General features: G+C 47.3%; 17 protein-coding genes. 6 read left to right on the top strand and 11 right to left on the bottom strand.

The genetic code is table 11. The features are described 5' to 3' along the window. Nucleotides 1-103: 103 nt before the first annotated feature. Entirely contained in the window at nucleotides 104-1,654 is a 1,551-nt protein-coding gene (locus RH949_RS08805; RefSeq protein WP_446352611.1) for an ATP-binding protein, read from the top strand. Nucleotides 1,655-1,908: 254 nt separating this feature from the next. Here the strand turns inward: RH949_RS08805 and RH949_RS08810 are convergent, their stop codons facing one another. The 4 genes from RH949_RS08810 to RH949_RS08825 all read right to left on the bottom strand — a co-directional run bounded on the left by RH949_RS08810 (nucleotide 1,909) and on the right by RH949_RS08825 (nucleotide 7,607). Then, complete coding sequence (locus RH949_RS08810) at nucleotides 1,909-4,161, bottom strand: molybdopterin oxidoreductase family protein (RefSeq protein ID WP_446352590.1); 2,253 nt, start codon at nucleotides 4,159-4,161, stop codon at nucleotides 1,909-1,911. 167 nt (nucleotides 4,162-4,328) lie between these two features. Continuing rightward, nucleotides 4,329-4,487 carry a hypothetical protein gene (locus RH949_RS08815; RefSeq protein WP_446352591.1) on the bottom strand — a complete coding sequence of 53 codons (159 nt, stop codon included), beginning with the start codon at nucleotides 4,485-4,487 and terminating at the stop codon, nucleotides 4,329-4,331. A 175-nt stretch (nucleotides 4,488-4,662) separates the two neighbouring features. After that, nucleotides 4,663-6,186 (bottom strand): MFS transporter, encoded by a 1,524-nt coding sequence (locus RH949_RS08820; protein WP_446352592.1) that lies wholly within the window; start codon nucleotides 6,184-6,186, stop codon nucleotides 4,663-4,665. 482 nt (nucleotides 6,187-6,668) lie between these two features. Next, on the bottom strand, nucleotides 6,669-7,607 hold the full coding sequence (locus RH949_RS08825) for a cupin-like domain-containing protein (protein WP_446352593.1): 939 nt from the start codon (nucleotides 7,605-7,607) through the stop codon (nucleotides 6,669-6,671). Nucleotides 7,608-7,896: 289 nt separating this feature from the next. Between RH949_RS08825 and RH949_RS08830 the strand changes: the two genes are divergently transcribed. The 4 genes from RH949_RS08830 to RH949_RS08845 all read left to right on the top strand — a co-directional run bounded on the left by RH949_RS08830 (nucleotide 7,897) and on the right by RH949_RS08845 (nucleotide 10,307). After that, a complete protein-coding gene (locus RH949_RS08830) occupies nucleotides 7,897-8,088 on the top strand; it encodes a hypothetical protein (protein WP_006103723.1) in 192 nt (63 codons plus the stop codon). A gap of 7 nt (nucleotides 8,089-8,095) precedes the next feature. Beyond that, nucleotides 8,096-9,787, top strand: a complete 1,692-nt coding sequence (locus RH949_RS08835) for a GH3 auxin-responsive promoter family protein (RefSeq protein ID WP_446352594.1) — start codon at nucleotides 8,096-8,098, stop codon at nucleotides 9,785-9,787. A gap of 179 nt (nucleotides 9,788-9,966) precedes the next feature. After that, nucleotides 9,967-10,092: a hypothetical protein gene (locus RH949_RS08840; RefSeq protein WP_006103625.1), complete on the top strand. Its 126-nt coding sequence runs from the start codon at nucleotides 9,967-9,969 to the stop codon at nucleotides 10,090-10,092. Then, a complete protein-coding gene (locus RH949_RS08845; protein ID WP_006103613.1) occupies nucleotides 10,071-10,307 on the top strand; it encodes a hypothetical protein in 237 nt (78 codons plus the stop codon). Before RH949_RS08840 ends, RH949_RS08845 begins: the two co-directional genes overlap by 22 nt. A gap of 691 nt (nucleotides 10,308-10,998) precedes the next feature. Here the strand turns inward: RH949_RS08845 and RH949_RS08850 are convergent. The 7 genes from RH949_RS08850 to RH949_RS08880 all read right to left on the bottom strand — a co-directional run bounded on the left by RH949_RS08850 (nucleotide 10,999) and on the right by RH949_RS08880 (nucleotide 23,513). Then, nucleotides 10,999-11,946, bottom strand: a complete 948-nt coding sequence (locus RH949_RS08850; RefSeq protein ID WP_446352595.1) for a putative 2-dehydropantoate 2-reductase — start codon at nucleotides 11,944-11,946, stop codon at nucleotides 10,999-11,001. 374 nt (nucleotides 11,947-12,320) lie between these two features. Further along, nucleotides 12,321-15,419, bottom strand: a complete 3,099-nt coding sequence (locus RH949_RS08855) for a leucine-rich repeat domain-containing protein (protein ID WP_446352596.1) — start codon at nucleotides 15,417-15,419, stop codon at nucleotides 12,321-12,323. A 167-nt stretch (nucleotides 15,420-15,586) separates the two neighbouring features. Continuing rightward, complete coding sequence (locus tag RH949_RS08860; protein WP_446352597.1) at nucleotides 15,587-15,862, bottom strand: hypothetical protein; 276 nt, start codon at nucleotides 15,860-15,862, stop codon at nucleotides 15,587-15,589. Nucleotides 15,863-16,568: 706 nt separating this feature from the next. Further along, nucleotides 16,569-19,421, bottom strand: coding sequence for an NACHT domain-containing protein (locus RH949_RS08865; RefSeq protein WP_446352598.1), 2,853 nt, complete (start codon nucleotides 19,419-19,421; stop codon nucleotides 16,569-16,571). 471 nt (nucleotides 19,422-19,892) lie between these two features. Further along, nucleotides 19,893-20,183, bottom strand: coding sequence for a GIY-YIG nuclease family protein (locus RH949_RS08870; RefSeq protein WP_446352599.1), 291 nt, complete (start codon nucleotides 20,181-20,183; stop codon nucleotides 19,893-19,895). Between the two features lie 645 nt (nucleotides 20,184-20,828). Further along, nucleotides 20,829-22,118 (bottom strand): SUMF1/EgtB/PvdO family nonheme iron enzyme, encoded by a 1,290-nt coding sequence (locus RH949_RS08875; protein WP_446352600.1) that lies wholly within the window; start codon nucleotides 22,116-22,118, stop codon nucleotides 20,829-20,831. 210 nt (nucleotides 22,119-22,328) lie between these two features. After that, nucleotides 22,329-23,513 (bottom strand): NAD(P)H-quinone oxidoreductase subunit H, encoded by a 1,185-nt coding sequence (locus RH949_RS08880; RefSeq protein ID WP_446352601.1) that lies wholly within the window; start codon nucleotides 23,511-23,513, stop codon nucleotides 22,329-22,331. 257 nt (nucleotides 23,514-23,770) lie between these two features. Between RH949_RS08880 and rsmH the strand changes: the two genes are divergently transcribed. After that, nucleotides 23,771-24,646 (top strand): 16S rRNA (cytosine(1402)-N(4))-methyltransferase RsmH, encoded by an 876-nt coding sequence (gene rsmH / locus RH949_RS08885; protein ID WP_446352602.1) that lies wholly within the window; start codon nucleotides 23,771-23,773, stop codon nucleotides 24,644-24,646. Nucleotides 24,647-25,083: the final 437 nt, after the last annotated feature.

The raw sequence follows: 25,083 nt of genomic DNA on the forward strand, positions 1-25,083 counted from the left end.
AAGGGTGAAAACCTTGTAGTGCGAGCATCTTGCTCGCTACTAATACCCAATTTAAATGCATAACAGCTTAAACCCGCCCCTACACACTCAAACCTCAAAACTCATGCCCAAATGGTTTAACACCGCAGGTCCTTGCAAAGCCGATATCCACTACATGCTCTCGCCCCTAGCGCGACTCCCTAACCTAGACCGACTGATTGAGCAGCAGGGCTACTTTGTCATCCATGCGCCCCGGCAAACGGGCAAAACCACCGCCATGCTTGCCCTCGCCCAACAGTTAACCGCCAGCGAACAATACACCGCCGTCATGGTATCCGCAGAAGTAGGAGCCGCCTTCCCCCATGATCCAGGTGTCGCAGAAAACGCCATGCTGGGCAGTTGGCGCGAGAATGCCGAAGACTATTTACCCTGGGAACTCCATCCACCGGAATGGTCTCCGGCAGAACCCGGACAGCGTATCCAGTCCGCATTAAGGGCTTGGGCAAAAATCTCCCCCCGTCCCCTTGTCCTGTTCATCGATGAAATTGATGCGTTGCAGGATGAAACTCTAATTTCGGTACTGCGTCAATTGCGTTCTGGGTATCCCAAACGTCCCCAACGATTTCCTCACTCTCTGGCGCTGATTGGGGTGCGGGATGTACGGGATTATAAAGTCGCGTCTGGGGGGAGTAATCGCTTGAACACCTCAAGTCCCTTCAATATCAAGATTAAATCCTTAACCCTCAGCAATTTTACCGCCAAAGAAGTCGCCCAATTGTACGAGCAGCATACCAGCGAAACCGGGCAGGTTTTTGAGCGTGAGGCAGTACAGCGAGCATTTGACTTAACCCAGGGTCAACCCTGGTTAGTCAATGCTTTAGCTAAAGAAATTGTGGAAGTCATTTTGCCTGATCCGCAACAGGTGATTACGGTGGATCATATCGAGCAAGCCAAGGAAATATTGATTCAACGGCAAGATACTCACCTGGATAGTTTAGCTAGTCTATTGCAAGAAGACCGGGTACGGGCGATTATTGAACCCATGCTCGTCGGTCGGGAGTTGGGGGATATTCCCAATGATGATGTCCAATTCCTGATTGATTTGGGCTTGTGTTGCATGAGTTCCCAGGGCGGATTAGCGATCGCGAATCCCATCTATCAGGAGGTACTCCCTCGGGTGTTAAGCCAAACCCCGCAAGCCTCCTTACCGCAAATTTCCCCCAGTTGGCTGACTCCAGACGGAAAACTTGCTCCAGGGGAACTCCTAAATGCGTTTCTTAGTTTTTGGCGACAGCATGGGGAACCCTTACTCAAAAGTGCGCCGTATCATGAGATTGCGCCTCATCTGGTACTCATGGCATTTTTGCATCGGGTGGTGAATGGAGGCGGTACATTGGAACGGGAATATGCCATTGGTACAGACCGGATGGATCTATGTCTGCGTTATGGGGATGTCACATTGGGGATGGAGTTAAAAGTGTGGCGCGAGGGGCGTCCTGATCCGATAAAAGCTGGGTTAGAACAACTGGATCGTTATCTGGCGGGGTTGGGTTTAGATACAGGCTGGCTGGTGATTTTCGACCAGCGCCAAGGACTTTCCCCGATTAGCGATCGCACAACTACAGAGTCGGCAAAAACTCCCGGAAATCGTGCCATTGTGGTGATTCGGGGATGAATGGTAGGGGCGGGTTTTGACAAAGGGCGCACGTCTGACAAAGGGCGCACGTCTGTGCGCCCCTACGGTTGATTATGGTAGGGGCGACCCGCTTGCATCAATTCACAACGGCGTCCCCTCAATTGACTCGGGTCGCCCTTTACTCAATGGCGCTGTTGATAACCTGGTGGGTTACGGCGGATATAGGATTAGATGGTTCGTTTTTTTACGAAGCACCGCCTAACCCACCCTACTGGTGGACACTCAAATCGGAATTATTTGCCCAAAATCGACTGTTGCTCAACCTCCTGTTCCCATAACACCTCTGCGGACTCTGGAACTAAACTCACCTGCACCGCACAGGCTTTTAACTCCGGTTGCCCAGAATCCGGACAAGACTCTGGATGGGTTAAGGCGTTCGCTTCGGAATTCGCTGCCCACAACGCCCCCCAATGCATCGGCACAAATACCGTCCCTGGCGCGATCGCTTTCGTTACCTGAGCCGGAAACCGACTTTTGCCCCGGCGCGATCGCACTTCCACCCAATTCCCTTCTTCAATCCCCAATTTCTGGGCATCACGGGGATGGATTTCTAGGAACGGTTGCGGATGCATTTGCTGAATCTTGGGAATTCGACCCGTCCGAGTTTGGGTGTGCCAATGACCATAAAGGCGTCCCGTTGTCAAGACCAATGGATAATTTGGATCAGGGGGTTCTGCCAATCCCCGTGAATGATACGCGGCAAACTTTGCCCGTCCATCGGCGGTAGGAAAGCGCCAATCTGTATACAATCGTTTTGAATTGGTCGGGGCGGATTTAGTCACGTTAGAGGTGGGCAAAACCTTATCGGTAAAACCCGCCCCTACATCCGGGTTTTCTTCCGGATGGGGCCACTGAATTGGAGCCTCCTGTAACTGCTCATAGCTAATACCCGTCATATCGCAAACCCGCCCACGGGTGAGTTGCACAAACTCCCGATGCACCGCCGCCGAATCCGCAAAGTCAAACTGTTGCCTAAACCCTAAACGCCTGCCAACTTCGGCAAAGATTTCCCAATCGGCTCTAGATTCGCCAACTCGGTAACGGAATTGGGGACATAAGGTTACCACCCGTTCAGAATTCGTCATCGTTCCCGTTTTTTCACTCCACTGGGCGGCGGGAAGGATGACATGAGCATAAGCGGCCGTTTCTGTAGGATAATAGGCATCCTGATACACCGTAAACGGGGACTGCTTCAACGCCGCTTTCGTGCGTTCTAAATCGGGCATACTCACCGCCGGATTCGTCGCCGCAATCCAGAGGAATCCGACTGCACCTGTCTCTAAGCCCAGAATCATATCCCACGCCGTTAAACCCGGTTCTGGGGAAATTTGCCCCGGATTGAGTCCCCACAATTGTTCCAATTCGGCTCGATGTTGGGGATTTTTCACCAACCGATAACCAGGGAGAATATGCGCCAGTCCCCCCGCTTCTCGTCCCCCCATGGCGTTAGGTTGTCCGGTGAGGGAAAAGGGTCCAGAACCGGGTCTACCAAGGGTTCCGGTCATCAGGTGTAAGTTAATTAATGTGCGGACTTTGGCGGTTCCTTCCGAGGATTGGTTCATCCCCATGGACCACAAGGATAATACTCGTTCCGCATCTCCCCAATATCGAGCCGCCTTTTCCAATTCATCTAACCGAATCCCACACTTACGCGCTACGAGTTCGGGGGGATAGTGGCGAATGATATCGGCGTAGAGGGGAAAATCTCGCGTACAGTCATCAATAAATAGGGTATTAATTTTCCCCCAACGCATTAGTAAATGGGCTATTCCATTCAGCAAGTCTATATCCGTACCTGGTCGAATTGCTAAATGTAAATCAGCAGCTTCTGCGGTGGAAGTACGCCGGGGGTCAACCACAATCATTTTCACCTTACGGTTCTTTTTACAATGCTTGTGTAGGCGATTAAATACGATGGGGTGACATTCGGCGGTATTTGTACCAATTAAAAAGGCACAATCCGTTTGTTCTAAATCCTCATAGCAACAGGGGGGACCATCTGACCCGAAACTCTGGATATAACCTGAGACGGCGGAAGACATACAGAGGCGAGAATTGGCGTCAAAATTGTTTGTACCCAGACAGCCTTTGAGTAATTTTTGGGCAATATAATAGTCTTCGGTTTGAAATTGACCGGAACCATACATACAGATGGCTTCAGGTCCTTGGGTAAAGCGGACGGTTTGCAGTTGCAGGACGATCCGATCGAGGGCTTCATCCCAACTGACTCGTTGAAAGGGCTGATCTAGGGAGTCTCGCATCATCGGATATTTGAGACGATTTTTATCCAAGGATTCGCTTACTGTCGCTCCCTTGACACAAACTTTTCCCTGGCTGGAGGGATGATCGCGATCGCCCCGTACTCGCCATATTGGTGTTCCTTCACTATCGCGATGAGTGGCTTTACCGGATTGGGCGGGTGGTGTGACCTCTAAACCACAGCCCACACCGCAATAGGGACAAAGTGTTTTTGTTGAGTTAGTCATAGATTTTTTCAGGGAACAGGGAACAGGGAACAGGGAATTAAGATTTAGAATTCATATTTTTTTGACTATCTTTGGGTTCAGGTTAAGGAAATAAAAGTGTTGATTTGGTATAAACAGCCACAAAAAGTCATGGGATATGAAAAAATTACATTGGAGAAATGCTAATTTTACAGAATGGTGTGAAAATAAAGTGGGCAAACGCGATCGCATCCGAACCAGTCTTCTGGGATGTTGGGTTTCGCGATCGCACACAGGAGGGGGTCTGAGGTTTCCTTATAATGAATCCCGGTAACGGGATTGAAACTTTTCTGTAAAGTTGATAACAACCTGACCGAGAGTTTCCTTATAATGAATCCCGGCAACGGGATTGAAACCGTTGACGATGAACCTGGGCTATCACAGTAAGTGCAGACAGATCCCCGACTTCTCCAAGAAGTCGGGGATCTTGCTTAGAAGACTGTACCTCACAAAGGGATCTAAATTAATAATGAATCATCAAAATCAATGGGTTTGTTCATCCACCAAAACTGGAACACCTTCGACTGGCAATTCGGTTTCTTCACCTTCATGATGTGTCGCAAAAGATCCTTTAGGTTCTCTGAGGAAGAACCAACAGAGGAAGGTAACGACTAATGCTGTAACTCCTAAGGTTTGGAAGAAAACGCGGTTGCCGATATCACCTTCTGGGAGCAAGCTAAATAGGGTGAGATAGGCAACAGCACCCACATTACCATACGCCCCAACATTCCCCGCAATCTGACCCGTAACTCGGCGCTTGATTAACGGCACCATGGCAAAAGTAGACCCTTCACCAGCTTGGACAAAGAAGGAACACCCCATGGTGAGAATAACCGCAGCAGGTAGCCACCAACTCCCATTAACGGTACTCAACATCAGATAGCCAATTCCCATGCAACCCGTCAACACCGTCATCGTCCATTTCCGGCTTCCTAAAGTATCTGAAATTAATCCGCCACCGGGACGTGAAACTAAGTTCATAAACGCATAACTAGCAGCAATCATTCCGGCTAATTGCTTACTCAATCCAAATGTTCCTTCAAAAAAGGCAGGAAGCATGGAAACAACGGCTAATTCTGAACCAAAGTTGACCACATACGTTAATTCTAGAAGCGCAACTTGGGAGAAGTTATAGCGATCATCCGCAGGATAGCGTTTTTGATTGGTCATCAGGTCTTTATTCACATCCCAGCATTTGTAAGCCTGGAACAGATATAACCCTAACAGTGCTAACCAGGTGATAATTAATCCGGTTTGATCTAAGAAACCAACATTACTTAAACGCCAAGCCAAGACAGCCAGAACACCCACCAGAGGAACATTCATCAGCATCAGGAATCCAAAGTCCCGCTTGGTGGTGACTTCTAAGCCACCGTGACGCTTGGGTTTCTGATAAACTTTACCCGGAGGTGTATCTTGAACGTTTCTATAGTAAAAGACGCCATAGAGTGCAGCAATAATACCGGTGAGTGCGATCGCTAATCGCCAGTTGATCAATCCACCCCCAGCGCCAACCGTTAATAACGCCGCGATTGTGGGTAGGGCAAAGGCAGATGCAGCCGAACCAAAGTTACCCCATCCCCCATAAATTCCTTCAGCCAAGCCAATTTCTTTGGGGGGAAACCATTCCGCCACCATGCGGATACCAATCACGAAGCCTGCACCCACAATACTTAGGGCTAAACGGCTGATCACTAATTGGCTAAAATCTTGTGCCAGGGAAAACGCCAGACAAGGAATGGCGGCATAAACCAGCAACACCGAATAGGTTAACCGTGGACCAAAACGGTCGAGTAACATACCGATAATAATCCGAGCCGGTACCGTCAGCGCTACGTTACAAATCGCCAATGTCCGAATTTGTGCCGCACTCAACCCTAATTCTTCTTGTACGGCTGTCGCTAATGGGGCAAAGTTGAACCAAACGACAAAGGAGAGAAAGAAGGCGAACCACGTTAGATGTAAAATGCGGTATCGACCGCGAAATGACCATAATTCTTGCAGCATCTGTTACTTAATCCTGTGTAAAAATTTCAGAATGGGGGCAATTTTAATCGAGCAATTGTTTTATCCATTGAATTCGTCAATTGCTCTCACTTAACCGAAGTAATTTGTTTACGGTTCCCCGATGTCCGCTACAAGAATCACACCCTTGCCAGGTAGGTTTCGTATATTTAAATACAAAATATGGTTGAATATGCATTGGCTGCATAATTTTAATTCTTAGATTGCATAATTATAAACTGTCATGCATTTAAGTTGGATATTAGTAGCGAGCAAGATGCAGTTTGTAGTGAGAACTTTAGTTCTCTAACGCCTAGCTGGAGAGGGCTGAGGTTCCCTCACTACGAACCAAATCTATCCCACCATTTTAGCTGTGCCACGCCGCCATCGTGTGTTAGCGCAGCGTAACGCACCTGATATAGCTAAAAACAGTAACCCCTTAAGAGTAGATAGAAAACAAAGGCTAGTTTAATTTTTAATTGTTTTTAAATTCTGTACAAGATTTGGCGAATTGTGGATTGGGGATGAGGCTGAACTAAAGCCGTGATTAAATTTCCTCCTATATAAGGAATAGCACAGACAAGCCCCAGGATAGGCCGCCATCGTTCCCAATTCAGCAAGGCGCGTCTAACCGGATAAATGCGCCAGAATCGATTGACTGAACACATCATGGTGTTATCAATTCCGCTGACATCATGCCACCAGCTAGCAGGTAAATAAAGCGTTTCTCCGCGTTCTAAAATGACCTCTTGTTTGTGTTCTAGGGCTTGCTTGAATTTAGGAAAGGCGTCAAAATCGGGATGGTCTAAAGATACTTGGCTAAAACAGCACCGCAACTTCATCCCATGACGTAAATGACCGAGAATAGGAAAGGGATAAAGATTGTAGGTTTGAGAGGGAGGAAACAAGACAATTTTCTTGACCCCATGCAGTTGAATCAGGGTATTATCCAGGATATCGTAATGCAATCCAGAGCGATGGCTTCCTGAACCCATATACATTTTAAAGTCGGTGACAGGTTGAGTAAAACCAAGTTTGTCGCCCAAGGTTTTCCAGGTAGAGGTTTGGGTTAGTGGGGTAGTCTTGAGGGGCGCTTTCCCCAGATAAAGATCATTCTCTTGAACTTCGCCACGGCGTAAAAGTTCGGCATAGTCAGAGAATCGCATGGTTTCTAAGGCAACGCCACTACCGACACGAGAACGTTTAGCCTCTCCACTGTTATAATTAGCCCGTTCGTAGTTCCGCACCATAAACTCGCGATCGCCAATTTTGGCACAAAGATACTCCAGCGTCCAGTCTGGTTCATTCTCCAACAATCCAGTAATCACGACAGGTGTCCAAGTTTGTTGATAGCGTTGGCGAAAGGCTTCTGGCGTGAGGGTGGATATATCGACACGCGGTACAGAGGAAATCGAAAGGTTCATTGGCACATCAAACTCCTGAGAAAAGATTGTCGATTATCAGGTAAGCCGCTGAAACGTCTAGCAGTCGGGAACAGTTGAGAAACGGGAACAAAGACTAAACAAAGCGCATCTTGGCAAGGGTTCATACCGAGTTGCGCTCAAACATAGTAGATAGGGGAAGCTGGGGAAGCAGAGGGAGTGGAAATTATATCTTTGAACGCAACTTGGGATCAACTCCATCCAGATCAATAACCCCTCTGGCATTAAACATCAGAGATTGGGGCGATATCCGAGGAGATGGGGAAAACACTTGACAATTTATCAAAGAAGTGGCAAAAATGATGAAATTTGTAATCGGTCATGGGCAAACCAGGATAGGAATCTGGACAACGATACGGTATTAGAAAATACCATAAACTGCCGAAAAATGCCGAAAAAATTGCCAAAAACTGAGTCTGCTAACCAGAAACGCTCAATATCCGCTCAAATTCAACTGGTGTGAGGATGTCATGTCAAACTATATACTGCCCCTGTTAACCACGCTAACCCGACAGGTTAAAGCCAATTTCGTGAATAAGACGCATCAGACGGAGGCGGTACAGGAACGGTTTCTGCTGACGCTGTTGCGACGGTATCAGAACACCGAACTAGGGCGGAAATGGGGGTTGAGAGAGATTAGAACCATCGACCAATTTCGCGATCGCGTCCCGGTTCTGCCCTATAGTAGTTATGAACCCTACACGGAACGTATTTTCCAGGGGGAGTCGAATATTTTAACCCCTGACCCCGTTGTCTATCTTAATCTCACCAGTGGTTCGACGGGTTCAAAGAAGCTGATTCCTGTTACCAAACGGTTTCAGAATTCCCTAAGAGGGGCGAATTTAACCAGCATGGGTTTCTTGGTTGATGCGCTGAAGACTCGCCAGCGCCAGTTTGGTAAACTCTTGATTACCAACTCCGTACAACTGCTGGGACGCACGCCAGGAGGGGTCAAGTATGGTCCAGCGAGTGTCGGTATACTACGGATGGGGAAGTTTCTCTACCAACAACTGTTTGCCCATCCCTTTGAAACCCTGCAACCGGGGAATAGCCTCGCCCGCCATTACGTTTGCTTACTGTTTGCGCTACGCGATCGCACGATGCGAGGGATGATTGCTAATTTTCCCATGCTCCTGCTACGAACGGCAAGTTATTTGGAAACCTACGCCGAAGATTTAATTCGGGATTTAGACAAAGGGACAATCGCCAATTGGCTGGACTTAGAATCGGGGATTCGGTCACAATTAGAGCATCAATGGTCAGCTTATCCGGAACGGGCGCGGGAACTACGAGATATTTTAAACCAAGAGGGACGCCTAACGCCGAAACGAGTTTGGTCGGATTTATCCTTTGTCGCCACCGCACGCGGCGGTACATCTGATTTTTACTTTCAGCGCTTTCCTGATTATTTTGAGGATACGCCTGTCTTTGGCGCGGTTTATTCTTCAGCAGAAGCAACATTTAGTATCTACCCCGATGTAGATACCGATGGGAGTGTATTGGCGATTGAAAGCGGCTTCTTTGAATTTGTTCCCCAAGATCAATGGGACGCCGAACATCCCAAAACCCTACTGGCTACGGAGGTTAAGGTAGGGGAACACTATCGCCTCTTAACCACAAATTATAGTGGGTTTTATCGCTACGATATTGGCGACGTAATCGAAGTTGTTGGATTTTACAATAAGACGCCCTTAATTGTTTTCCGGTATCGTCGCGGCGGAACGATGTCGGCTACCACAGAGAAGACAACGGAACACCATGCCACTCAGGTGATGCAAGCCTTACAACAGGAATTTGACGTACCTTTAGAAGATTTTTGTCTAACACTTTCAGAGAGTATTATCACTCCCCATTATTTTGTGAATATTGAGTTAGCACCGGGTCAACGTCTGGACAATCCTCAACTATTCCTTACTCGTTTTGACCATCAACTGCAAGACGCGAATACGTCTTATGCGGTAAAACGACCTGATAATTATATCCCCGCGCCCCGCCTACGAATTTTAGCACCGGGTAGTTTTGCTATTTTGCGTCAGCGTCAGTTAGAACGAGGCGTTCCCGATTCTCAGTTGAAGTTTCCTCATATTAGCAATGATCGACAATTTTTGGCAGGGTTGAAGGTGTTAGAAGAGGTAAAGTTACCTGGAGATAGTGACGAGTAGAGATGGGGGAGATGGGGGAGATGAGGAAGATGAGGAAGGATTTTTCCAATGCCACTGACTTTAGAGTTTGTAGTAAGCGCTTTAGCGCTTCTGGCACGCTTCGTGCCTACTACGAACCTAGCTTAAGTCAGTGACATTCGACATAAGACAAATAACGAATGACATAAGACGAATGATAAATGACAAATAACTATTGGCAATCCTGTGTTCTCACAATTTTATTGGGGAGTCAAATTTTTGGACTAAGTACGGTTGAGGCGACAGCCAATCAGAAACGCACGGCTTGCCAAATCAAGAAGTTTTAGCCGCCTTTAATGCATTATTAGAACATCCCTTAGATGTGGTTTTATGGTTACGGGATGATTTGAAATCCGTGGGTAAGCGACTCAGACAAGGCGATTTATTATCCTTAGGAACAATTACACCCTTAATGCCTGTAGAATCAGGAAAAACCATTCGCGCCCAATATTTCGGTTTAACGGAACAGGAGGCGGTTGAACTATCCGTAATTTTTGAATAAAATCGGTTCGTCGTTGCGCTGTCTTCGCTTTTTTTGCACGGGAGAAGGGGAACCAGATTCTCTTACTCCCCTCTTGTCTCTTACTCCCCTCTTGCTCCCCTCTTGCTCCCCTCTTGCTCCCCTCTTGCTCCCCTCTTGCTCCCCTCTCCCAAGCTTGGGAGAGGGGCTGGGGGTGAGGGCTGGCTTGGGAGAGGGGCGCAAAGCTTGCGCCCGATTTAATCGTCAAATCTATTCCACAATTTTAGCTGTGTCGCGCCGCAATTTTGGGCAAAAATTAAAAGTTAGTCAGGGCGGGTTTTGCATAAAAGTTATCAGCCATGGCAACATGAATTTTCCTAAACCCGCCCCTACAAATATCGGGTTTTGCCTAAAGGTTATTAGCAATGGCGACATGAATTTTCCTAAACCCGCCCCTACAAATATCGGGTTTTGCAGAAAGGTTATCAGCCATGGCAACACGAAATTTCCTAAACGCTTTACCGCTTACGTAGAGAAACTGTAGGGGCACCATCCTTGCGCCCGATTTAATCGTCAAATCTATTCCACAATTTTAGCTGTGTCGCGCCGCAATTGTGGGCAAAAATCAAAAGTTAGTCAGGGCGGGTTTTGCATAAAAGTTATCAGCCATGGCAACATGAATTTTCCTAAACCCGCCCCTACACATAAACCATGGCACGTCAGGATTTAATCCCTAATTCCCAATCGCGGTATTTCTGGCATCTAGGAATTTTAATTGCTGATAAAGCATGGTTATTTGGGGAACCGCCACCCCAACTGTTTGCGCCGCCCGCATTGGGTTGCCAAACATGGCTTCGACTTCTAATGGGCGATGACAATCATAGTCAATTTTCATGCTGGTGCGATAGGGTTTCATTTTCATCGTATAATCCAGCATCTTTTGAATAAAACTCTCTTTGATTGTTAAACCATACCCCGCCGCCCCAGCTATGACTTCTCGCATCAATTGTTCCGCCATCTGATACCCATAACTATCCTTCATCATCGCATCCGTTGTCGCATCTAAGACGACAGATAGACCATTATAGGGAATATTCCACACCAATTTTTTCCACCGGGCGAGGAGTAAGTTCTCAGCAAGCTGAATCGGAATATTGGCTTGTTCAAAGTCAGCCGCAATCTGACGCATTGTTGACGTAATTCCTTGAGGTTGGTGGTTATTTCCATAGGCACCTAGCTGGATTTGACCATAATCGAGATGGTGAATTTGACCCAATCCAATTTTATTAGAACAGACAAAGCAGAGTCCCCCTAATACCTGAGCAGTTTCCCCGACGATGGTAGCAATTTCAGGTTCAACCCCTAATCCATTTTGTAACGTAATCACCACAGTTCCAGGTTTAAGCAGAGGCGGAAGCAGGTGTGGGAGGAGATGATTTTGGGTTGTTTTGAGGGCGATTAAGACGACATCACAAGCGGGCATATCTTTGACCTGGTTATAGGCATTCACCTGGGGTAAGGTGAAGTCTCCTAAGGTTGACGAAATTGCCAAACCATGCTCTTTTACATAGTCATAATCGCGCCGGAGGAGAAAATGGACATCGAGTCCAGCTTTTTGTAAGCAAGCGCCGTAAAAGCCTCCAATCGCGCCTGTACCGATGACGGCGTATTGTCTTCCCATAGGCTGAATCCCCTGATAATAGTAACGGAACCCCAATACTGTTGAATCTGGGCGGGTTTTGGGGGTAAGTTATCGGTAAGCTGTCATGCATTTAAATTGGGTAAGCTGTCATGCATTTAAGTTGGGAATGGGTAGCGAGCAAGATGCTCAATGTAGCGAGCAAGATGCTCGCACTACGGCAAGGCTTTCGCCATTATTGACATTAAGGTTTAAATGCCGAACAGCTTATCCCCATTTATTTTATCCCTAAACCTGCCCCTACAATAGTCTTATGTAACGGAACCCCAATACTGTTGAATCTGGGCGGGTTTTGTGGGTAAGTTATCGGTATTCCCATTCATTGTATCCCTAAACCCGCCCCTACCAGTGAATGATTATTTATCAATTTGCTGTTGAATGGCGTTAATTAAAATATTAAATCCCGATTCAGTGTGAATGTCGGGGGTGAGGGTGTTCATGTTTTGTAGCGTATCCGTGAGTCCATCGATTGTGGCGCGAATTTCGGTGTATTCGTTGATGGAACGTTGTAAACTGGGGAGGTTGGCGGCAGAGGCGATTAATTTTATTTTGGTTTCGAGTTTATCGATTTCCTGTTGCCAATGAATGATATAATCAGCCCGGTCTATTGGGTCATAAATTGTGGCGTCAGATAAGACAATCGGGAAGATTCTGTTGTAGAATTCGCCGTTTTTGGCAATCTGGACGAGTTCATACATACAGTTAGGGGATTTGAGATAGCGATCGCTAATCACAATAATAACGCATTTCCCGCGTCCAATACGCTCCATGAATTCCTTGATTAGCCCTTTATAGCCTAAGTCTCGCTTATCCCGGACAATCGTGATTCCCTGGGATTGAAACACCTGATCGAGACGGTTGACAAATTCCTCACTTTCCCCTCTCCAAGCATAGGAGATAAAGATTTCTTTCTCGAAGTTGGCGGCGTTTGCTTCATTCATCGGGGAATCCTTGGCGGAGGTTTGGCGGTGGGGATGGGTAAAGGAGGCTTCTCTTTCCTGAATCAGTTCCTGTTGTAATCGGGAATCTGTAGCTTTATCAACGGGTGAGTCTATGCCTAGTTTATCAGCTTGGTCTTGCGGGTAGGGGGAGAGGTTCACGTCATCAATTAAACGGCGTACATCCACCATTTGATAACTATTATCGCATTCAATCTCATAGCGACCCGCGTTTAAGCGTTTGCGAAGATTGTCCAGGCGATAGGAATAGGGATTAGGACTGCCTAAGCATTCGGGACAGTTACAGGGAACGAGGGTATTATACCGCAATCGTTCATAAGACTGGTGGATTTTTTCCAGTTCATGGGTAATTACCGCCAGGAGTTCTTTTTGGCGGTTTCCGGATACCCGGATTTTGAGTTGGCGCTGATAGTAATATTCGATAATTTCGGCGCGGGTTTGGTATTTGTTGAGGATTACGCCACTGCGCCAGACTAGGGTTTGGTTTTCTATCCAGGGGTGGGTTTCGACAATGAAGCGGGTGAGGATTCCTTTGGGCATAAAGTCGTAGTCATAGCGCAAGATGAGATTATTTTGCTCATCCCAATCGTAGTCGGGTTGATTGATATCTAAAAGTTGAGGGGCGATGTAGGTATTCGTCTGATTGGGTATGGGGTAACAGAGTTTGAACCGGATCATTAATTGCAGCAGTTCATCCTGCATTTGGTTATATTCATCTTCATGCCAAATATCAGCCAGGGTGTCTTGGGTGAAACAGCCGAGATTGTTCTGAACCGTGGGATTATCTAAGACATTATAGACGGCGCTGGTTCCCCATTCGGGTTTGAGAATAATATAGTGTTTTAGGGTGGGGTCATCTTGGAAATGGAGGCAGACGCCGAGGTCATGTAAATAGCGACTGAGACGCCGCCTATCTTTGCGGTCAGTTAATTGATTCCGCTGGCAAATTTGGTCGTAGTCTTGTTGGGTAATATAGTTTCGGGAATCGTTTTCTAAGGCTGCACGAACTCGTACCCAGAGTTTGGGTAAAGGGGTGCCAACGTGGGGGAGGTGGGTAATATATTGTTGAATGGCGTCTTTGATGTGATCAAGTCCGCGATTGGTGGCAAAGTTGGCGGGGATAACTTCTTTAAGATTGGTGAATTCTCCCCTGAGTTGGCGTTCGTTGACGGGACATTGACGGTCTTGTTTTTCATTGTTGATGATTAAAACGGGGCTATTGTCGCTGAGGAGTTCGACAACTTTTAGCCACCAGTAAAAATCGGTGTTTTCTTTGCGGTCATCGGCGACTAAGGCATAAAGGGAACGTTTAGTGAGGAAGAATTGGTGGGTTTGATGATAGATTTCCTGTCCGCCAAAGTCCCAGATATTGACGCGAAAGTCTTGTCCGTTGGCGTGGGGAAAGTGCCATTGGATAACGTCAATGCCTTGGGTGGATTTTTCATCGGGTTGGAGTTCGTAGGTTTCGCGTTCGATTTTCTTGGCTAAGGTAGTTTTTCCGGCTGCGCCTTCGCCGACGATAATGAATTTGGCTTCGTAGAGGGGGGCGGTTTCTGTGGGGTCTTGGATGCGGAAATAGAAGTCGAGGATTTCTTGGATATCGCCAGGGTTTGTGAACAACTTATTTCCTTCTAAAATTTCTGGGGGGATGGGTAGTGGATTACCGCGTAAATCTAGTGTTTTTAGGTTGGGCAGTTGTTGAATTTCCGGGGGCAGTTCTTGGAGTTTATTGCCGCGAAGGTTAAGGGATTGCAGGGAGGTGAGTTGAACAATTTCCGGCGGCAGTTCTTGGAGTTTATTGCCAATGAGGTCAAGGGATTGCAGGGAGGTGAGTTGAACAATTTCCGGCGGCAGTTCTTGGATATTATTGAAGCTGAGGTCAAGGGATTGCAGGGAAGTGAGTTGACCGATTTCGGCAGGCAGTTCGTGAATATTATTATCGCTGAGGTAAAGGGATTGTAGCGCGGTAAGTTGACTGATTTCGGCAGGCAGTTCGTGAATATTATTGTTCCAGAGCTGAAGGGATTGTAAAGCGATGAGTTGACCGATTTGAGGAGGCAGTTTTTGGATATTATTGTCGCTGAGATCAAGGGATTGCAGGGCGGTGAGTTGACCGATTTCGGCAGGCAGTTCTTGGATATTATTGCCGTAGAGGTAAAGGGATTGCAGGGCGGTGAGTTGACCGATTTCGGCAGGCAGTTCTTGGAGTTTATTGCCAATGATCTCAAGGGATTGCAAGGCGGTGAGTTGAACGATTTCGGCAGGCAGTTCTTGGATATTATTGCCGTAGAGGTAAAGGGATTGCAGGGAGGTAAGTTGAACGATTTCGGCAGGCAGTTCTTGGATATTATTGCCGATGAGGTAAAGGGATTGCAGGGCGGTGAGTTGACCGATTTCGGCAGGCAGTTCTTGGATATTATTGTCGCTGAGGTCAAGTTCTGTCCATTCTTCCCGCGCCGCCTGTTCAATGAGTTGGAGTAGTTCGTTCTCTGTCATCAGCCAGCCTTGAATCCTCTTTTCTTACTGTAGCCAATGGGGGTGATGGGGAGACAGGGAGACGCAGAGACAGGGAGACACCTGAGTGTTCTAAGCTGTCATGCATTTAAATTGGGTATTAGTAGCGAGCAAGATGCAAAGCCTGCGGCATGGCTTTGCTAAACGCACTACAACAAAAGAGCGATAAAGACTCGTCGATGAGTATCAAACACTCGTGGGCGAGTATCAAACACTCGTGGGCGAGTATCAAACACTCGTTGGCGAGTATCAAAGACTCGTTGGCGAGTATCAAACACTCGTGGGCGAGTATCAAACACTCGTGGGCGAGTATCAAACACTCGTGGGTGAGTATCAAACACTCGTCGATGAGTATCAAACACTCGTTGGCGAGTATCAAACACTCGTTGGCGAGTATCAAAGACTCGTTGGTGAGTATCAAACACTCGTTGGTGAGTAAACTAGGACAGGGCGACGCGATCGCATTAAATGGAATAGTGTTGTTGATGAAGTAAAGCGGGGCATTGGTGTCAACTTAAGCTTCACCCCTCTCCCACGCCAGCCCTCACCCCCAGCCCCTCTCCCAAGCTTGGGAGAGGGGAGCAAGAGGGGAGCAAGAGGGGAGCAAGAGGGGAGCAAGAGGGGAGCAAGAGGGGAGCAAGAGGGAAGCAAGAGGGGAGCAAGAGAATCCGGTTCCCCTTCTCCCATGCAACAAAAGCGAAGCATCCTCTGTCATCCCTCCTCGCAGGGGGGAACGAGGGGGTTGGGAGAAGGGGTTAGGGGATGAGGGGGAAATGTTGAGGAGTAGATAGAAACCTTATGGTAGAGACTCCTCCGCCGAAACATCTCTATCCATATCTGAAAACGCGATCGCATTTCCATTAAACCCGGATAACCGAGAGTGCGATCGCGAGAACAGGGCGACCCGACCTAATTAAATGGAGTGGTGTTGTTGATTAAACCAAGCAAGCATCCGGTTCCCCTTCTCCCCCGGTGGGAGAAGGGGTTAGGGGATGAGGGGGAAATGTTGAGGAGCGATCGCTAGGACAGGGCGACCCGACTTAATTAAATGGAGTGGTGTTATTCATCAAACCAAGCGGGTCGCCCCTACAGACCCTACCGTCCCTACGAATGACCAATGACCAATGGGTTTTATCGCTTTCCACTCAACTTCCGCCCCAACCGACGGAATCCCCCCATAGCTCCCACTAACTCCGGATACACTGGCACTAACGGGGACTTCTCCCGACTAAACCGCACCGCCAATGTGCGAATCAAGGTCAAGATTTCCGGGCGTTCAATCTCAGTTGTCGGGAATTGCAACAACGCCTCCAATGTCTGCGGGGTGCCAATCCGACTTAATGCCATTGCCGCTTGCTCCCGAACAAACCAGTCATTATCCTTTAGCAAGGGCATTAATGCCTGCAATGCGGGTGCAGTACCTATCCGTCCCAAGGCTGTCGCCGTTGCGCCTCGGATATCCCCATCGCCATCTTTTAATAGGGGAATTAACGCTTGTAGCGCCGCTGGAGTACCAATTCTCCCCAATGACTCAATTCCCTGTTTTCGCACCCGTTTATCCTGATCCTGGAGAATCGGAATTAATGCGGTTAACGCCGGAGTTGTCCCCATCCGCCCTAACGCCGCCGCTGCTTCCTGGCGCACCACCGGATCAGTATCCGCTAACGCTGGAATTAACACCTCCAACGTCTGAGGATTTCCAGAACGCGCCAAAGCTTCCGCCGCTTCTTCTCGCACCACTGGATCAGCATCTTGCAGCGCCGGAATTAACGCCTCTAAGGTTTCCCTGGTGGCAATTTTCCCCAATACCATCGCCGCTTCTTCGCGAATCTGATCCTGGGGATGATTCAGGGCTTGGATTAACGCCTGCACGACTGTGGGATTTTCCAGATGAATCGCGCCACTGGCTTGCCAACGGACAAAGCTATCCGGGTGATTCAGCACCTTAACCAATTCCTGCAAGGCTTCTGGTGTGCCAATCTGCGCCAATGCCATCGCCGCTTCCCCCCGCACATAACTATCGTTATCATGAAGGGCAATAATTAACGCCTGTATCGCCGCCGATGTGCCAATCCGCCCCATCGCCGCTGCTGCTTCACCCCGAACCACGGTATCTTCATCCCGCAGGGCGGGGATTAACGCTTTCACGGTTTCGGCATCGCCAATATAACCCAAAGCAGTCGCCGCTTCCCCGCGCACATACCAAGGTCCCTGATTTAGGGCTTTAATTAACGTAGCGACGGCGGAGGGACTGCCAATTTGACCCAAGGCGGCAATTAACGCCGCGACGAAATCCTTACGGGTATAATATTGTTTCTCATCCAAGTCCTGCTGTAACTTCTCTGCCATCTGGGAATTGGTTTGCCCCAAGGCGACAACGGTAGAAGCAATGAAGCCAACAAAGGGGTAATGATGCCACAAGTCATAAATGTGGTCAATCACTTCGGTAATTAAAGGATGAGACAATTGCTTACATTCAGCGATCGCCCGTCCAGTTAACAGGAGTAAGGTCGAGAAGATATCATCTTTTTCCTGAACAATGGCTTGGAATAAGGGAATCGGATCATCCATTAACCCCGCCAGGAGACTAATGCTTTGATGCCAATCATACTCCCACAAATGGGCTTTCACCAACGCCATACCCTGACTGGGATTGTCTTGAATCACCCGCTGCAAATAACAGGCGGTTAAATAATCCTGGGTAATCCGGTGAATAAACACATAGCGATCGCCTTCTTGAGTCAAGCGGTGCAGAATTCCCTGTTCTCCAGACAGTTGCACCAAGAGTTGGGCGGGGGTTTGTTGGCGTAAGGGTTCTAACCCCTGATCCTGTTCTAGGGCGTTAGCGATTTCCTGTTTCAATTCTTGGGAATCAAACACCTCCTGCCCTTTACAGGTAAACTGATAGGCAAGGTCTTCCAATAAGCGGATTTTCACCCCACTATCTGACCCCCGATGGTGCGTCCATTGACTCAGGAGATACTCGACGGTTTTCTGATAAATTTGACTGCGACGGGCGGGTAATGTCAGAACTTGCTCATAATATAAGCTGCACAGTAAATAAAGTAATCGAGGATTTTGTGCCAAGCCCCGCAGTTGAGGATTTTGTCGCAGTTGTTCAATTAAGCTAGCCGCCGAAATCCCGTCTTTGTCTGAATCGGTGCCATATTGAAACCAGGTATGAATAAATCGTTCAATCTGGGGTTGACTCAGGGGAATAATTTCCACTTCCTTTGCCCCATTAATAAACGCGCCACCATACCCGACAATCCGAGAGGTACAAATAATCGGACCGGGATGGGTTTCCAGGAATTGGTTCAGTTTCGTGGCTAAGGCATTGCGATCGCGTTTGGGAACTTCATCTAATGCATTGAACAACAACAGACATTTCCCCTGACGCAATTTCGCCTGTAACCAGGGTTGAATATCCGCCCAGGTTGTGGGATAATCCCGTTGAACCAGGGATGCGATCGCCACCGCAATATCATCTGCGGTTTCATGTAAATCCACTAAGCGGATAAATAGGGGAAAAACCACATCCTCAACAGTAATTTGAGCATCCACCAATTTCTGCCGTTCACTGGCTGCCGTTAATGCGGCTTCCCGGCGGAGTAGCGCACTTTTCCCCATACCCGGATCAGCCAAAACCATCAAGCGTTGATAGTTTTTCTTTGCCTGTTCCCAGGGAACCCGATAACGCTTGGCTTCTACGTCGCGATTTTTAATCGCATAAGCGCGTTTCAGTTCAGCTTCTGATTCCGCGTATCCCCAGAAGGTTTCCACCTCATGACGATAATTGCGTTCACGGGTGACTTGAATCGGGACATAGAGAGATTTACGGGAAATCGGGTGCTGGGTATGTAAAAGGGTTTTATATTTAAAATGGGATTCGATATCCTCCAAGAATCGGCAAACGGATTCGATTTTCGGATCACGGTTCAGTGGGCGAGTGTCCTCGGTGTGGGTATCATGAGAACTAATCATAATCTTACCCCTGTTGATTAAAGCGGTTTTGAATCAAGCTGAAAAGTTATAGCGCTGACTTGATGGCACTAAAGTGCCTACTACGAGCGAGCAAGCGAATCTGGGTGAAGTCAGAGCTATGTAGTTGCGATCGCTTTTATTCTGGATTGTCTTCACTCACGACTCAAAGGCGATCGCTATACTATGATCCTATAATTATATCCGTTAGGATTCCAGCTTTTCATCCCTGAACCCAATACTGTCATTCTGAGTGGAATCCAATACTGTCATTCTGAGTAGAATCCAATACTGTCATTCTGAGTGGAGCGAAGCGGAACGAAGAATCTCTACAAATGTGTCGCGTCCCATCCGAGCTTACCCCCAAAGGAAGTGAATAGCAAAGCCTAACCTATTTTAAGTCGAATCGTGTCATTCTTGGGGGAGCGATCGCGCAACGAAGACTATGTGCCAATATGTCGCGAACATATAGCACTACGTCTCAAACCAATCCGCACTCAAATCACGCCATTGAGGATTGATCGATTCAATCAAAGCAATCTTTTTAGCACGCAACCACCCTTTAATTTGCTTTTCACGGGCGATTGCTTCCCTTACATCTGAAGTTTCCTGATAATAAACGAGTCGATTAATATTATATTTTTGTGTAAATCCAGGAATCAACTTTTGTTTATGTTCGTATACGCGACGATATAAATCATTTGTTACGCCAGTATAAAGCGTTTTTGAACGATTCGTCATTATGTAGACGTAATAGGTATTCACCTTGTTTTATTGAGTTAGTAAATTTTGGGCGACGTGAAAACTCTCCCTCTTGAACTGAGTAATGAGATGCTTCGTTCCGTTCCTTCGCTTCGCTACGGACTCCACTCAGCATGACATTGTTATATTACTATATTAGTGTCATTCTGAATCCTGAGCAAAGCGAAGGAACTGAAGCGGAGTGAAGAATCTCTGCAAATGTTTCAGCATCTACCTCAATTCATTTGAGATAAAAGATGATAAAAATAAAAGTTAAGTCAACTCTCGTCTAATTTGGGCGATCGCAGAATTCAACCCTTCACTGTGAATCCAACCCACATAACCCCCATAAACCATTCAGTCATACCCGGAACTCGTTCTAGAATTGCGATCGCGTCTTGAGTCACATCTGTGCTGAAGAAGTTGCCATTGCCTTTGGTGTACTTTATCTACTTTTTGCGGCGGTGATTAATAGTAGAAATCGTTAATCGGTTAAAGGTTTAGAACGATAAACAATAGATTTTAGGGTTACAGAGATTTCGTGCATCGCGTCTGTAGGGGCGGGTTTAGGGAATTCTGTTTCGCTATTGATGATAACGTCAATTCAAAACCCGCCCTGATCCTCACCCCCTCACCCTCTCACCCCCTCACCCCATCTCCCTTCACGAATTATCCATCCGTCGCACAGCGAAATCCAGCCAAAATTTGACGCACACTGGGATAATACCAATTGCGGAAACTACATCGCATCCCCCACGGACGAGTTGTCCAGCTACCACCGCGCAAAACTCGATGTTCGCCATCAAAATAGGCTTGAGAATAGCCGCGATAGGGATAACTGACAAATCCTTTGTATCCATCAAACCAAGTGGCTGTCCATTCCCAAACATTCCCCAACATGTCGTAGCAACCTGATGCACTTTTTCCTTGGGGATAGGCATTAACCGGAGTCGTATGTCCTACCGTATTATCGTAGTTACAAGAATAAGATGTCGGTTCCGTATCACCCCAGGGATAGATGTGACGACATCCCTTTTGTACATCCCAACTTGCCGCTTTTTCCCATTCAGCTTCCCTAGGTAATCGCTTGCCGACAAAATTAGCATAAGCCTCGGCTTCATACCAACTCACCCCATAAACCGGATGATTATCCCAAAAGGGTTCATCGGACCAATAGAGGGGATAGGCGACAGGATTATCCTGCAACCATTTCCATCCTTCCACAGACCACCAGTTATGATTTTGATATCCCCCCGCTTCAATAAAAGCCCGATACTGTTGACAGGTAACCGGGTAGCGATCAATCCAGTAGGTATCTAAAAAAACGCGATCGCATGGACGTTCGTTATCCATAGCATCAATCTCGTCGCTTCCCATCTCAAACTCACCCGCCGGAATTTCAATCATCTGTCCTTTATCCGGCGTCTGATCTGCTTGAGGTGCAAAGGATTCAGTCAGAACGAATGACCTAGGTGTGCGTCCAGTTTGGCACAGGGTATTACCTTGAGTCGATAGGTGGTGTAATTGCAAGATAAAGGCAATGGTTTCAGTATGTTGACTCTCATGCTGCACTAACCATCGCCATAAGCGTTCTTGGTGATCCAGGGGGGCAATTTCCAGATAGTCAAAGACTTGAGTTCTGACGATATCCAGATAATCCTGAATTTCTGCCAGAGACGGTAACTTTTGGCGATCGCACTTGGGTAAACCATCCGCCGCAAAAAGCCGATGATACTCTGGAAACAGGGGTTTTAAGCCAGCATAGCGTTCTAGAATCCAGTACGCTTCCGTAAAAGCAATATGACCCAAATGCCAACCCACGGGACTAAAATCCGAATGCGCTTGGCGATAAAATCGGGTTTCGTCAATCCCTTCAATTAGCATTAACGTACCCATACGGCATTTTTCCATCTTTTGACGGATGCTTTTTCTACAAGCATGAATTGATGTAAACGTCACAATTTTCTCCCCCTCAACTGGACGAGTTTTGGCACAACTTTTCTAGTTTCCGGTGAATCGGGTTCACAAGCAAGAGAAAAAAGTAGAGACGCGCCATGGCGCGTCTCTACAATGGTGCCGAACGTCCTAATCGATGTGTCTATTGCTATATCGCCAAAAAAAGTGGCACATCAACTAACGTGCCACTTCCTCCCAGTATCTATAACTTAATCAGCGGTCTACTGAACCCATGATTACGTCAACACTACCAAGAATCGCCATAATATCTGCCACTTTCACTCCCCGCAAAATATGGGGTACAATTTGCAAGTTGTTGAAATCCGGTGGACGAATCTTCCAACGCCAGGGAAAGATATTATCATCCCCAATAATGAAAATTCCCAATTCTCCCTTTCCACTTTCTAGGCGAACATAATGTTCACCCTGGGGAATCTTAAAGGTTGGCGGAATTTTCTTACCACTAAACTGATACTCAAAATCATTCCACTTAGATTTCTTGCCTTCAGCGATACGTTTGGCTTCCAGATTTTCATAAGGACCACCCGGTAATCCTTTTAATGCCTGACGAATAATTTTTAGGGATTCCCGCATTTCCCGAATCCGAACTAAATACCGGGCGAGACAATCCCCAGCGGTTTCCCAATGGATATCCCAATCAAAGTCGTCATAACATTCGTAGTGGTCAACTTTCCGCAAGTCCCACTTCACGCCAGACCCCCGCAACATTGGACCTGACAGCCCCCAGTTAATTGCTTCGTCACGGGTAATCGTACCCACCCCTTCAACGCGACGGCGGAAGATGGGGTTGTTGGTAATTAAGCGTTCGTATTCATCGACTTTAGGGGCGAAATAATCGCAAAAGTCTTCACATTTGTCAACCCACCCATAAGGAATATCAACCGCTACTCCACCAATACGGAAGTAATTATTATTAATCAGGCGTTGTCCGCTGGCGGCTTCCCACAAGTCGTAAATTAATTCCCGTTCCCGGAAGATGTAAAAGAAAGGCGTTTGCGCCCCCACATCCGCCAGAAAAGGTCCTAACCACAGCAGGTGATTAGCGATGCGATTCAACTCCAGCATAATCACGCGGATATAGCTGGCGCGTTTAGGTACTTCAATATCCGCTAACTGTTCTGGGGCGTTAACGGTAATCGCTTCGTTAAACATTCCCGCTGCATAGTCCCACCGACTCACGTAGGGGACATACATAATATTCGTGCGGTTCTCAGCTATTTTCTCCATACCGCGATGCAGGTAGCCGATAACCGGTTCACAATCAATCACATCCTCCCCGTCTAAAGTGACGATTAAGCGGAGAACGCCGTGCATGGACGGATGGTGAGGACCCAAGTTGAGAACCATTGGGTCGGTTCTGGTTTCGATTTGTGCCATAGTGATGTATTTGGTTTACCCAATTTTTAGCGATGACGCTTTAACATAGACATTCAGGTAATGGTCTAGAACAACGGTACAATAGCATCCTGTCCCAGAGAGCGCGATTAGCACAAGTCTTTTTCTGAATATCCCTATTGTCTATTGATTTGTGTCCACCTTGGGATTGAATTGACCAACCCTACCGATTGACAACCGTTATTGCTCATCGCTGATCGCTTCGCTTATGTTTACTTTTGTTGCATCCCTTTAATTATATGGAGTTTGACGCGCAAACAGCGCAGTTTTTTCATCGTTCAGTCTTAAGTCAGGAGTTAATCGCTGGATTGGCGATTCGTCCAGGTGGGCATTATTTGGACGCGACGGTGGGTGGAGGTGGACATAGTGAGTTAATTCTATCTGCTGCCCCAGATGTCCGTGTTACTGCGATTGACCAAGATGCCCAGGCGATCGCAGCCGCTCAAACTCGGTTAGCCTCTTATGGCGATCGCATCCAATTTTGGCGGGGGAATTTTGTGGACTATCAACCGCCCGAATCGTTATTTGATGGCATTATTGCTGATTTAGGGGTGAGTTCCGCCCAACTGGATATTCCCGATCGCGGCTTTAGTTTTCGCCATCAAGCCCCTCTAGATATGCGGATGGATCAACGCCAATCCTTAACCGCCGCCCAGATTATCAATCACTGGGATGAAACCCAACTGGCAAATATTATTTATGAGTATGGTGAAGAACGTTTATCCCGGCGGATTGCCCGGGCAATTGTGGAACGTCGCCCCTTTGAGACAACCACCCAATTAGCCGATGCGATCGCGCGATCCGTTCCCAAAAAATACCGTTATGGTAGGATTCACCCCGCCACGCGCACCTTTCAAGCGCTTCGCATTGCCGTTAATCAAGAATTATCCTCCCTAGAAAAATTTCTCAATTGTGCGCCTAGATGGTTAAAACCAGGCGGCAGAATTGGTATTATTAGTTTTCACAGCTTGGAAGACCGTCTGGTTAAACACCACTTGCGGGATTCACCAATATTGCGGGTGCTTACCAAAAAACCCATAACTCCACAACCCACGGAACGGGATGAAAACCCCCGTGCTCGTTCTGCCAAGTTGAGATTGGCTGAGCGTCTTTGAAGGGACAAGAGACTATAGGGCTAGAGTCAGTCAAGTCATCCTATGGGCGCTGGTACTGGATTGGGAAAATCAGACTAGAATACTCGCTTTTCCAATGCATAGTATGACGATTTTGTCAACGGCTAAGACGAAGTTAGTGTTCTAATATACAAACAGATGGCGACGTACTTGTCGTCACCAATCTACTGTTCCTTTTTATCCCCAAGTTGGTGTCAATAAGCAGATGTTGCTGAAAAATTACTGAATATACCACTCTGGCGAAGAAATATCAGGGCAGATGCATCGGACTAAACTTAATCTGACACCAGGGAGTTCTCCTTTGAGCCAGTTAACGTGGATATTTGGTGTTATTTCGTTTTTAAGAAAACATCTGACAAACGTTTGGATCTTCCAAAATAGACTGTTCCTTTTGTTGATGACTCACGCTTGCCCTAAAT

Source organism: Coleofasciculus sp. A1-SPW-01, assembly GCF_040217205.1.
Classification (GTDB): domain Bacteria; phylum Cyanobacteriota; class Cyanobacteriia; order Cyanobacteriales; family Coleofasciculaceae; genus Coleofasciculus; species Coleofasciculus chthonoplastes_A.

Coding starts and splice junctions, on each gene's coding strand:
- RH949_RS08805 (WP_446352611.1), top strand. CDS start 104: ATGCCCAAATGGTTTAACACCGCAGGTCCTTGCAAAGCCGATATCCAC.
- RH949_RS08810 (WP_446352590.1), bottom strand. CDS start 4,161: ATGACTAACTCAACAAAAACACTTTGTCCCTATTGCGGTGTGGGCTGT.
- RH949_RS08820 (WP_446352592.1), bottom strand. CDS start 6,186: ATGCTGCAAGAATTATGGTCATTTCGCGGTCGATACCGCATTTTACAT.
- RH949_RS08825 (WP_446352593.1), bottom strand. CDS start 7,607: ATGAACCTTTCGATTTCCTCTGTACCGCGTGTCGATATATCCACCCTC.
- RH949_RS08835 (WP_446352594.1), top strand. CDS start 8,096: ATGTCAAACTATATACTGCCCCTGTTAACCACGCTAACCCGACAGGTT.
- RH949_RS08840 (WP_006103625.1), top strand. CDS start 9,967: ATGACAAATAACTATTGGCAATCCTGTGTTCTCACAATTTTATTGGGG.
- RH949_RS08850 (WP_446352595.1), bottom strand. CDS start 11,946: ATGGGAAGACAATACGCCGTCATCGGTACAGGCGCGATTGGAGGCTTT.
- RH949_RS08855 (WP_446352596.1), bottom strand. CDS start 15,419: ATGACAGAGAACGAACTACTCCAACTCATTGAACAGGCGGCGCGGGAA.
- RH949_RS08865 (WP_446352598.1), bottom strand. CDS start 19,421: ATGATTAGTTCTCATGATACCCACACCGAGGACACTCGCCCACTGAAC.
- RH949_RS08880 (WP_446352601.1), bottom strand. CDS start 23,513: ATGGCACAAATCGAAACCAGAACCGACCCAATGGTTCTCAACTTGGGT.
- rsmH (WP_446352602.1), top strand. CDS start 23,771: ATGGAGTTTGACGCGCAAACAGCGCAGTTTTTTCATCGTTCAGTCTTA.